The organism is Sandarakinorhabdus sp., assembly GCF_032115815.1.
GTDB lineage: Bacteria > Pseudomonadota > Alphaproteobacteria > Sphingomonadales > Sphingomonadaceae > Sandarakinorhabdus.
This window is the reverse complement of the sequence record NZ_JAUMBI010000240.1, coordinates 1-10,924: the sequence shown is the minus strand read 5'-3', so window position 1 is coordinate 10,924 and position 10,924 is coordinate 1. Positions and strand designations below refer to the sequence as shown.

Below are 10,924 nucleotides of genomic sequence, written 5' to 3'. Positions count from 1 at the left end.
GGGAAATTCTCTATCGGTCCCTCTCGCCGGGCGGCCATCTGCAACTGGAAACCGTGATGGGCGTGATCCGCGCTATGAGTCTGCAAATGGTGGCGCCGCCGGCAAACGTGCTTGGCGAGGCAATGCTGGCCTGAGCGCGCCAACTGGCGACTGGCTCTCGCCTAGCGCTCTCCCGATTTGGGGAACCATTTGGGGAACGAACACAAAGCGGCCGGGGTTTATTAAACCCCGGCAAGCCTTTACCAAAAAAAGATGGTGCCCAGAAGAGGACTCGAACCTCCACGCCCTTGCGAGCGCCAGCACCTGAAGCTGGTGCGTCTACCAATTCCGCCATCTGGGCACGGGGTAGGCGGCGGCAGATATGGGGGGAATCGGGGGTTGTCAATCGCCCGACACCGCCAGAGGCGATTTTTCCGCCGGCAGCGCTGCCGTGGGGCAAGATGAGCCAAGACAAGGGCGGCGCCAGCGGTTAAATCGCCGGCATGACTGATCTTCACAGCCCAAACCCTGCCTCTCCGCTGCCCGTCGGCGCGCTGGTCACCGTGATTGGCGGCGCCGGCTTCATCGGCCGCTACGTGGTGGAGGCGCTGGCCCGGGCCGGCTACCGGGTGCGGGTTGTCTCCCGCCATGCCGACAGCGCGCTGTACCTGAAGCCGCTGGGTGATCTGGGCCAGATCCAGATGGTGACCGGCAATGTCCGTTCCGATGCCGACATGGCCGCTGCTTTCGCGGGCGCGGCGGCGGGGGTGAACCTGGTGGGTATCCTCGCCGAAAGCGGTGATCAACGTTTTGCCGATCTGCAGGCCGAAGGTGCCGGCCGGGCAGCGCGGGCTGCGGCGGCGGCCGGTGTGAAGGCCTATGTGCAGATGTCTGCCATCGGCGCCGATGCCAGCAGCCGCATCGCCTATGCCCGCAGCAAGGGCGAAGGCGAGCAACAGGTGCTGGCCGCGCTGCCGTTCGCGACCATCCTGCGCCCCAGCCTGGTGGCCGGGCCGGAAGACCAGTTCTTCAACCGCTTTGCCGGCATGGCGCGCATGGCGCCATTCCTGCCGGCGATCAGCGGGGATAGCCTGTTCCAGCCGGTCTATGTGCGTGATGTGGCCGATGCGGTGCTGGCGGCGCTGCAATCGGGCGATGCGCGCGGGCGGACGTTTGAACTGGGCGGGCCGGATGTGCTGAGCTTCACGGCGATCCTGCGGATGATCTCCGATCTGACCGGGCTTGATCGGCCGGTGGTGCCGCTGTCGGACTTCACGTCGGGACTGCTGGCGAAGATGGGTGATATCTTGCCGTTCATGCCGATGAACAGCGATCAGCTGGCGATGCTGAAGAAGGGCAATGTCTGTGCGCCAGGCATGCCCGGCCTGAAAGACCTTGGCGTCACGCCAACGCCGCTGGCTGGGTTCATCCCGGAAATGATGATGCGTTTCCGCCGTGGCGGTCGCTTTGCGAAAGCGGCCGCGTGAACCAGCCCGATCTGCTCACCATCATCCTGCTCGGCATTGTCGAAGGGCTGACGGAGTATCTGCCGGTGTCCTCGACCGGGCACCTGATCCTGGCCGGCGAACTGCTCGGCTTTTCGGGTGAAGCGGGCGCGACGTTCGATATCGCCATCCAGTCGGGCGCCATCCTGGCGGTGCTGGTCGCCTATTGGGGGCGGTTCATGGGCGTGGCGCGCGGGTTGCTGGTGCGGGAACCGACGGCGTTTGCTTTCATCCGCAACGTGTTCCTGGGCTTTCTGCCGGCCGCGATCATGGGCGTGCTGTTCATCAAGGCGGTGGAAGCCATGCTGGAAAGCCCCACCACGGTCGCCGTGTCGCTGATCGTGGGCGGCATCGCGATCCTGGTGATCGAAAAGCGCATGGGCGAGCCCAGGGTGTTCGGCGTCGAAGCACTGACCCCGCGCAATTCGCTGCTGATCGGGCTGGGGCAGTGCGTTGCCATGATCCCGGGTGTGTCGCGTTCGGGCGCCACCATTATGGCGGCGCTGATGCTGGGGGTGGACCGCAAGACCGCGGCCGAGTTCAGCTTTTTCCTGGCGGTGCCGACGATATCGGGCGCCACCGTGCTGATGCTGTGGAAGAACCGCGACAGCCTTGATGCGTCCAACCTGTCGGCCATCGGCATCGGCTTTGCCGTCAGCTTCGTGGTGGCGCTGGCGGTGGTGAAGGGGTTTGTCGCGCTGGTCAGCCGCTTCGGATTCGCCCCGTTCGCCTGGTACCGAATCATCGCCGGCAGTGCCGCGCTGGTGTGGTTGGCGATGCGATAGGGCCGATGCGGGCATAAAATGCCGACAAAATCGACCGAATCGCACAGGTTGCCCGGATTTAGGGCAGACTTATTGCCCTATTTGCTGTTTTTCACGTGACAACCCCCAGCGGTTGTGGTTTCGCGCATCCGAACGAAAGGATAGGCGCCAATGGCCGCAACAAAATTGCTGAAGTTCGTCGAGCGTGACCAGGCCTACCCGGCCAAGCGGTCAGCCGATGAGCGTGCCCATGATTTCCTGGAAATCAGCCGCCCCTATATCCTCGCCAAGGCCGAGGAGCAGGCCGGGCGCTGCAGCCAGTGCGGTGTGCCCTTCTGCCAGGTGCATTGCCCGTTGCAGAACAACATCCCCGATTGGCTGAAGCTGACGGCGGAAGGCCGCCTGCAGGAAGCCTATGAGGTATCTGCTGCAACCAACGCCATGCCGGAAATCTGCGGCCGCATCTGCCCGCAGGACCGCCTGTGCGAAGGCAATTGCGTGATCGAGCCCGGGTTCGGCAGCGTCACCATCGGTTCGGTGGAGAAGTTCCTGACCGACAATGCCTGGGAACAGGGTTGGGTGAAGCCGTTGCAGCCCGTCGCCGACCGTTCAGGTCAGAGCGTGGCCATCATCGGCGCCGGCCCGGCCGGCCTCACCGTCGCCGAAGCGCTGCGCGTGAAGGGCTATGACGTCCATGTCTATGACCGACACGATCGTGCCGGCGGCCTGCTTACCTATGGCATCCCCGGCTTCAAGCTGGAAAAGCCGGTGGTGATGCGCCGGGTCGAGCGGCTGGCAGCCGGCGGTGTGCATTTTCATCAGGATTTTGCGGTGGGCCGTGATGCCAGCCTCGCCGATCTGCGGGCGAAGCACGATGCCGTGCTGATCGCGACGGGCGTCTACAAGGCGCGCCAGGTCGAAGTGCCGGGTGCCGATGGCCCCACGACGATGGAAGCGCTGGATTTTCTGATCGCTGCCAACAAGGCGGGCTTTGGCGATGTGCTGCCCGATGCCGCCACGTTCGATGCCGCCGGCAAGCATGTCGTGGTGATCGGCGGCGGCGATACCGCGATGGATTGCGTGCGCACCGCCATCCGCCAGGGCGCCGCCAGCGTGAAGTGCCTCTATCGCCGTGACCGCGCCAACATGCCGGGTTCCGCCCGCGAAGTGGCCAATGCCGAGGAAGAGGGCGTGGAGTTCGTGTGGCTGGCCGCACCGGCAGAGATCACGCCCAACGGCGTGGCGGCGCAGGGCATGCGGCTGGGCCAACCCGGCGCCGATGGCCGCCGCTCGCCGGAACCGGATGCCGATAACCGTTTCACCCTGCCGGCAGATCTGGTGATCAAGGCGCTGGGTTTCGATGCCGAAGACCTGCCGACGCTGTTTGGCGCGCCGCAATTGCCGGTGACGCGCTGGGGTACGGTGCGCATTGATCACAAGACCATGATGACCGGCGTGGACGGCGTGTTTGCCGCCGGTGACATCGTGCGCGGTGCCAGCCTGGTGGTGTGGGCCGTGCGCGACGGGCGTGACGTGGCGGCGCAGATGCACCAATATCTGCGCGCCCGCGTGACCGCATCGGCTGCAGCGGCCTGACCAATTTTAAGGATTTCACCAGATGAAGATGTTGATCGCCGCTGTTGCCGCCACAATTGTCGCCCTTGCCGTTGCCGGTGCAGCGCACGCCCAGACCCCAGCCAGGAAGGTCGCCGCCCCCGCCCGTCCGCTGGATCCGGCCACGCTGCAATCGGCCGCCGCGATCGTGGCGCAGCTGAACGTGAAGGCCAAGCTGCAGCAGCAGATGGCGAACAGCATCGCCCAGATGAAATCGGGCAGTGTGATCCGTGCGATGCTGGCTCAGCAGCCGGGCTTCATCCCTGCTTATCAGGCCAACAAGGCGAAATTCGATCCGGTGCTGGCCAAGGCCGGTGCCATCCAGGCCGAAATCGCGCAGGGCGTGGTTAACCAGAATCTGAACAGCGTGGTGACCGCCGCCACCCAGGCCTATGCCCGCCAGTTCACCAAGGCCGAGCTTGACGGCATCCTGGCCTTTTACCGCACGCCCGCCGGGCAGGCGCTGATGCGCAAGGAGCCGGCGGTGGCGGCCGAGCTGGCCAATGCCACCGGCCGCCTGATCGGCGCCAAGATCGATGCCGCCATGCAGGCCAACGCCAAGCGGCTGGGTGCCGCCCTTGCTCCGCTCAACAGCAACCCGCAGCAGGCAGGCAAGTCATGACCCAGAGCCCTGTGCCCTTCACCGTTTCGCCTGAGGAACGCGCCCGCATCGCCGATGTCGGCATGTATCGCCCCGATCTGGAAGGCGATGCCTGCGGCGTGGGCCTGGTGGCTGCCACCGATGGCAAGCCGCAGCGCCGGGTGGTGACGGCCGCCATCGATGCGCTGAAGGCCGTGTGGCACCGCGGCGCCGTTGATGCCGACGGCAAAACGGGGGACGGCGCGGGCATATTGGTCGAAATCCCGGTGGATTTCTTCCACGAACATGTCGAACGCCACGGCCAGAAGCCGGTCGCTGGCCTGCTCGCCGTGGGCCAGGTGTTCCTGCCGCGCACCGATCTGGCGGCGCAGGAAGCCTGCCGCACCATCGTCGAATCCGAAATCATCGGCTTTGGCTACAAGGTCTATGGCTGGCGCCAGGTGCCGGTGGATATCAGCTGCATCGGCGACAAGGCGATGCTGAGCCGGCCCGAGATCGAGCAGATCATGATCGCCGGGCCGAAACCCGACGGCGAGGACGCCAAGGAGCGGTTCGAGAAGGATCTTTACCTGATCCGCCGCCGCATCGAGAAGAAGGTGATCGAAGCCCAGATCCAGGGCTTCTACTTCTGCTCGCTGTCGTGCCGCACGCTGATCTACAAGGGCCTGTTCCTGGCGGAATCGCTCAGCGTCTTCTATCCCGATCTGTGCGACGAGCGCTTCGTTTCGCGCTTTGCCATCTATCACCAGCGTTATTCCACCAACACCTTCCCGCAATGGTGGCTGGCCCAGCCGTTCCGCACGCTGGCCCACAATGGTGAAATCAACACGATCCGCGGCAACACCAACTGGATGAAGAGCCACGAGATCAAGATGGCTGCCGCCGCCTTTGGCGAGCATTCGGAAGACATCAAGCCGCTGATCCCGGCCGGCGCGTCGGATACCGCCGCGCTCGATGCGGTGTTCGAAGCCTTTGTGCGTTCCGGCCGTGATGCGCCGACGGCCAAGCTGATGCTGATCCCGCAGGCCTGGCAGCGCGATGCCAGCCTCGATCCCGCCACGCGCGCCATGTACGCCTTCTTCGCCTCGCTGATGGAGCCGTGGGACGGGCCGGCGGCGCTGGCGATGACCGATGGCCGCTGGGTGGTTGCGGGCCTTGATCGCAACGCGCTGCGGCCGATGCGTTACTGCCTTACCCGCGATGGCCTGCTGATCACCGGTTCCGAAGCCGGCATGGTGGTGGTGCCGGAAGGTGACGTGGTGCAGAAGGGCGCACTCGGCCCCGGCGAGATGATCGCGGTCGATCTGGATGCCGCGCCGTCGAAGTTTTACGCGGATGCCGAGATCAAGGCCAAGGTGGCCGGTGCGCAGGATTATGCGTCGCTGGTCGCCGGCTTCACCAATTTCGAGGATCTGCCCGGCCGTGCCAAGCCGGAACCGGCAGCCGCGTTCAGCCGCGATGATCTGAGGCGCCGTCAGGTCGCCGCCGGGCAGACGCTTGAAGACATGGAGCTGATCCTCGCCCCCATGGTGGAGGATGCCAAGGAAGCCGTTGGCTCCATGGGCGATGATGCGCCGCTGGCGGTGATTTCCGAAAACGCCCGCAACCTGTCGCACTTCTTCCGGCAGAATTTCAGCCAGGTCACCAACCCGCCGATCGACAGCTTGCGCGAAACCGGTGTGATGAGCCTGAAGACGCGCTTTTCGAACCTGACCAACATCCTGGACGACGAAGCCACCCAGGCCGGCGTGATGGTGATGGAAAGCCCCGTGCTGTCCAACCGCGACTGGCATCTGCTGAAAGGCCATTTCGGCCGTCAGGTGGCCGAGATCGATTGCACGTTCGAAATCGCCGGCGGCCCGGCCGGGCTGCGCGCCGCCATTGCCCGCGTCCGCGCCGAAGCCGAAACCGCGGTGCGGCAGGGCAAGACGCAGCTGTTCCTCACTGATGAGCACCAGTCCGCGACACGGGCCGGCATCGCCATGATCCTGGCCACGGCCGGCGTGCACACGCACCTGGTGCGCAAGGGCTTGCGCACCTATGCCAGCATCAACGTGCGCGCCGCCGAAGCGCTCGACACGCATTATTTCGCAGTGTTGGTTGGCGTGGGGGCCACGACGGTGAACGCCTATCTGGCGCAGGAAGCCATCGCCGATCGCCACACGCGCGGGCTGTTCGGCGGCCTGACGCTGGGCGAGTGCATCGCCCGTTACAAGAAGGCGGTGGACGACGGCCTGCTCAAGATCATGGCCAAGATGGGGATCGCGGTGATCTCCTCCTATCGCGGCGGCTACAATTTCGAAGCCGTTGGCCTGTCCCGTGCGCTGGTGAATGATTTCTTCCCCGGCATGCCGGCCAAGATATCCGGCGAGGGCTTTGAATCGCTGTTCATCAACGCTCAGCTGCGCCACGAAAAGGCGTGGGACGAGGATGTGATCGCGTTGCCGGTCGGCGGCCTCTATCGCTGGCGCGCCAATGGCGAGGCGCATGCCTGGAATGCCCAGCTGATCCACCTGCTGCAGACGGCGGTGAGCCGCGATTCCTATTCCGATTATCAGAAGTTCAGCCGCGGCGTGCAGGCGCTGCCGCCGATTTCGCTGCGCGATCTGCTGGATTTCGTGCCCGGCACCAAGGCCGTCGCCATCGAAGCGGTCGAATCCGTCACCGAGATCCGCAAGCGCTTCGTGACGCCGGGCATGAGCCTCGGCGCATTGTCGCCGGAAGCCCACGAGACGCTGGCGATCGCGATGAACCGCATTGGCGCCAAGGCGGTTTCGGGCGAAGGCGGCGAGGATCCGATCCGCTTCAAGCCTTATGCTAACGGCGACAACGGCAACAGCGTGATCAAGCAGGTGGCGTCTGGCCGGTTCGGCGTGACGGCGGAATATCTGAACGCCTGCGAGGAAATCGAGATCAAGGTCAGCCAGGGCGCCAAGCCGGGCGAGGGCGGACAGCTGCCCGGCTTCAAGGTGACCGAACTGATCGCCAAGCTGCGCCACTCGACGCCAGGCGTGACGCTGATTTCGCCGCCGCCGCACCACGATATCTACTCGATCGAGGATCTGGCGCAGCTGATTTACGATCTTAAGCAGATCAACACCCGCGCCCGCGTCTGCGTGAAGTTGGTGAGCAGCGCCGGCATCGGCACGGTGGCGGCCGGCGTGGCCAAGGCGCACGCCGATGCCATCCTGATTTCCGGCAATGTCGGCGGCACCGGCGCTTCCCCACAGACCAGCATCAAATATGCCGGCACGCCGTGGGAAATGGGCCTATCCGAAGTCAACCAGGTGCTGACCCTCAATGGCTTGCGCCACCGGGTGAAGCTGCGCGCCGATGGCGGCCTGAAGACCGGCCGCGATGTGGTGATCGCCGCAATCCTTGGTGCAGAAGAATTTGGCATCGGCACCATGAGCCTGGTCGCCATGGGCTGCATTATGGTGCGCCAGTGCCATTCGAACACCTGCCCGGTGGGCGTTTGCACGCAGGACGAAGCCCTGCGCGGCAAGTTCGACGGCAGCCCGGAAAAGGTCATCAACCTGATGAGCTTCATCGCCGAGGAAGTGCGCGAGATCCTGGCGCGGTTGGGCTTCCGCAGCCTGGACGAAGTCATCGGTCGCACCGAACTGCTGCGCCAGATGAGCCGCGGGGCGGAGCATCTGGATGATCTCGACTTGAACCCAATCCTGGCCAAGGTCGATGCGCCCGATGCGATGCGGCGCTGGGGCCTGGGCAATGGTCGCAACCCGGTGCCGGACAGCCTGGACGCGGAAATGATCCGCGATGCCGGCCATCTGTTCGAAGGCGGCGAGAAGATGCAGCTGGCTTATACGGTGCGCAACACGCACCGCGCCGTGGGCACGCGGCTTTCCGGCGAGATCACGCGGCGGTTCGGCATGACGGCGCTCAGCCCTGGCCATGTCCACATCCGGCTGCGCGGTTCGGCCGGGCAATCGCTTGGCGCATTTGCCGTGCAGGGCGTGAAGCTGGAAGTGTTCGGCGAGGCCAATGACTATGTCGGCAAGGGGCTTTCCGGCGCGACCATCGTGGTGCGGCCCTTCCCGTCCAGCCCGCTGGCCAGCCAGGACAATGCCATCATCGGCAACACCGTGCTTTATGGCGCGACGGCCGGCAAATTGTTCGCCGCCGGCCGTGCGGGCGAGCGGTTTGCCGTGCGCAACAGCGGCGCCACCGTGGTGGTGGAAGGCTGCGGCGCCAATGGCTGCGAGTATATGACTGGCGGTACCGCCGTGATCCTGGGACCAACGGGCGACAATTTCGCTGCCGGCATGTCGGGCGGGATGGCCTTTGTGCTGGACCGCGACGGCCAGTTCGAGCGGCGGGTGAACCGCGAAAGCGTGATCGTGCAGCGGCTGGAATCGGCGCATTGGGAAGCGCATGTTCACGCGCTGATCGAGGAGCATGCCGCCGAAACCGGCTCGAAATGGGCCGCCGGCCTGCTCGCCGAATGGGATCGCACTCGCGGGGCGATCTGGCAGGTGTGTCCGAAGGAAATGATCAGCCGACTGACGCATCCGCTGAACGACAGCCCGGCCAGCATCGCGGCGGAATAATCGAGCACGCGTCACCTCGGCGAAAGCCGGGGCCCATCTCCCGACCGTGTCGAATTGTTCCGCGTTGGGGCGATGGGCCCCGGCTTTCGCCGGGGTGACGGGGTTGGTGTTCTTGAAACCGGCAACTTCGCTGCTATATTTGACTATAACAGTTGAAGGACCCGATGATGGCCAAGAGCAATGATCCGCTGATCGACAGCCTGATGCAGATGGCGGTGGCGGCTGCCCCGCTGATCCGCAAGGCGCGTGAGAGCGGCATATTCCGCGACCGCGACACGGTGGTGGAAGCCGAGATCGTGACGCCGGAACCCGCCAAGGCGCCGACCCCGCCGGAACCGCCCAAGGCTGCGGAGCCGCCGCCCGTGAGCCCGGATACCAGCGCCCTGCAGGACATTGTCGTCCGTCAGGCGCTGCGCATCAACGAGCTCGAAGCCGAAGTGGCAGCGCTGAAGGCAAAGGCGGCCAAGCCGGCCAAGGCGAAGCCCAAAGTTCTCGCGAAGTCGCGTCCGGCGAAGACATAATTGCACGTCACCCCGGCGAAAGCCGGGGCCCATCTCCCGTGCGCCTCGACGTGAGCGCTGCTGGATGGTGTGGGCGATGGGCCCCGGCTTTCGCCGGGGTGACGCCCTCTTTGTTCAGCCCTTCTTGAACAGCACCTTGCCGCGCTGCTCGACATACAGCTTCTCGAACGTCGCCGGATCGAAATAGGCTTCGACACGGCCGGTTTCCGGCATCACGCCGTAAACTTCATAGCAGCCGCCATCGACCTTGGCCTTGGCCACCGTCCAGCCCTGTTTGGTGAGTTCGGCCTTAAGCGCCTCGATCGGCTTCATGTCGGCCGCCGCGACGTTGCACTTGATCTTGCCGGTGGCCAGCGCCGGGCCGGCCATCATCGTTGCGGCCAGAGCCGCCATCATCATTACGCGCATCGTCATACCTTTCGGGTTGCAGGGAAAAATCGAACCAGTTGCAGCCCGGCAACGATGCCGGCAACTGCCATGGCCAGGCTGAACGCATCATGCACCACGGCCATGTGGGCCAGAGCCACCGCCGCCGCTGGCCAGGCCAGGCGCTGCACCGGCTTCCACGACCGGCGCAACAGGCGCATCGCGGCATCATTGCTGGCCAATGCCGGCGGCAGCATCAGCGCGAGCGCAATCCAGCCGGTGAGGATGCCGGGGGTGAAGGCCTCGTCCCAGATCAATGCCCATTCGCCGCCCGGTTCGGCAAAGCTGCGCATTGCCAGCACATACAGCCACAGATGCAACAGGCTCGCCCCAAACGCTGCCAGCCCCACCGCGCGGCGTAGCCACAACAGGCGCGCCAGCGGTCGCCACAGCTTGGCCAGCGGTGTCATCACCACGGCGATGGCCAGCCAAGCCATCGCCCAATTGCCGGTATCGGCCACCAGCGCATCCAGGTCGGCATCGGGGCTGGCCGCCTGCCACCACAGCCCGGCCAGCGGTGCCATCAGCACCGCCCACAGGGCCAACAGGGCGAGACGCCGGTTCATCCTTGCAGTGCTAGAGTTGTTGCGAACGATTTGCAACAAGCCTGTTGGTCGGCTGCGGCCTTCCCAAGACGGCAAAGATGATTATGACAAGGCGGACAATGTGGCGTCTCTATCATTTCACGCTGTGTCCGTTCAGCCGCAAGGTGCGTTTCGCGCTGGCGGTGAAGGGTGTCACGCACGAACTGGTGCAGGAACGGCCGTGGGAAAAACGGGCCGGTTTCACCGCGCTCAATCCCGCCGGGCAGACGCCGGTGCTCCAGCGCGACACGCTGGTGCTGTCTGATTCGACCGCAATTCTTGAACATATCGAGGAAACGCTGGAACGCACGCCGCTGATCGGCTCCACCCCGGAAGACCGCGCCGAAACCCGGCGCCTG

9 protein-coding genes and 1 tRNA gene are annotated in these 10,924 nt (G+C 65.0%); 7 read left to right on the top strand and 3 right to left on the bottom strand.

What is annotated here, in order from left to right; translation table 11 throughout:
* Positions 1-253 precede the first annotated feature (253 nt).
* Positions 254-340, bottom strand: a tRNA-Leu gene (locus RT662_RS13725).
* A gap of 142 nt (positions 341-482) precedes the next feature.
* On the opposite strand from RT662_RS13725, the gene RT662_RS13720 reads away from it, so the two are divergent.
* The 6 genes from RT662_RS13720 (at position 483) to RT662_RS13695 (ending at position 9,555) form a co-directional block, all read left to right on the top strand.
* Positions 483-1,466 (top strand): complex I NDUFA9 subunit family protein, encoded by a 984-nt coding sequence (locus tag RT662_RS13720; RefSeq protein WP_313671256.1) that lies wholly within the window; start codon positions 483-485, stop codon positions 1,464-1,466.
* Positions 1,463-2,269 carry an undecaprenyl-diphosphate phosphatase gene (locus RT662_RS13715; RefSeq protein ID WP_313671255.1) on the top strand — a complete coding sequence of 269 codons (807 nt, stop codon included), beginning with the start codon at positions 1,463-1,465 and terminating at the stop codon, positions 2,267-2,269. The genes RT662_RS13720 and RT662_RS13715 overlap by 4 nt, the downstream gene beginning before the upstream one ends.
* Positions 2,270-2,419: 150 nt before the next feature.
* Positions 2,420-3,844: an NAD(P)-dependent oxidoreductase gene (locus tag RT662_RS13710; RefSeq protein WP_313671254.1), complete on the top strand. Its 1,425-nt coding sequence runs from the start codon at positions 2,420-2,422 to the stop codon at positions 3,842-3,844.
* Positions 3,845-3,866: 22 nt separating this feature from the next.
* Positions 3,867-4,484, top strand: coding sequence for a DUF2059 domain-containing protein (locus tag RT662_RS13705; RefSeq protein ID WP_313671253.1), 618 nt, complete (start codon positions 3,867-3,869; stop codon positions 4,482-4,484).
* Positions 4,481-9,034 (top strand): glutamate synthase large subunit, encoded by a 4,554-nt coding sequence (gene gltB, locus RT662_RS13700; RefSeq protein WP_313671252.1) that lies wholly within the window; start codon positions 4,481-4,483, stop codon positions 9,032-9,034. The genes RT662_RS13705 and gltB overlap by 4 nt, the downstream gene beginning before the upstream one ends.
* Positions 9,035-9,201: 167 nt before the next feature.
* Positions 9,202-9,555: a hypothetical protein gene (locus RT662_RS13695; protein ID WP_313671251.1), complete on the top strand. Its 354-nt coding sequence runs from the start codon at positions 9,202-9,204 to the stop codon at positions 9,553-9,555.
* 114 nt (positions 9,556-9,669) lie between these two features.
* Here the strand turns inward: RT662_RS13695 and RT662_RS13690 are convergent, their stop codons facing one another.
* Together RT662_RS13690 and RT662_RS13685 are read right to left on the bottom strand one after the other, a co-directional pair.
* Positions 9,670-9,963: a PepSY domain-containing protein gene (locus RT662_RS13690; RefSeq protein ID WP_313671250.1), complete on the bottom strand. Its 294-nt coding sequence runs from the start codon at positions 9,961-9,963 to the stop codon at positions 9,670-9,672.
* 2 nt (positions 9,964-9,965) lie between these two features.
* Positions 9,966-10,547 (bottom strand): ferric reductase-like transmembrane domain-containing protein, encoded by a 582-nt coding sequence (locus tag RT662_RS13685; RefSeq protein WP_313671249.1) that lies wholly within the window; start codon positions 10,545-10,547, stop codon positions 9,966-9,968.
* A 98-nt stretch (positions 10,548-10,645) separates the two neighbouring features.
* On the opposite strand from RT662_RS13685, the gene RT662_RS13680 reads away from it, so the two are divergent.
* A partial coding sequence (locus RT662_RS13680) for a glutathione S-transferase N-terminal domain-containing protein (protein WP_313671248.1) occupies positions 10,646-10,924 on the top strand: 279 nt, incomplete at its 3' end.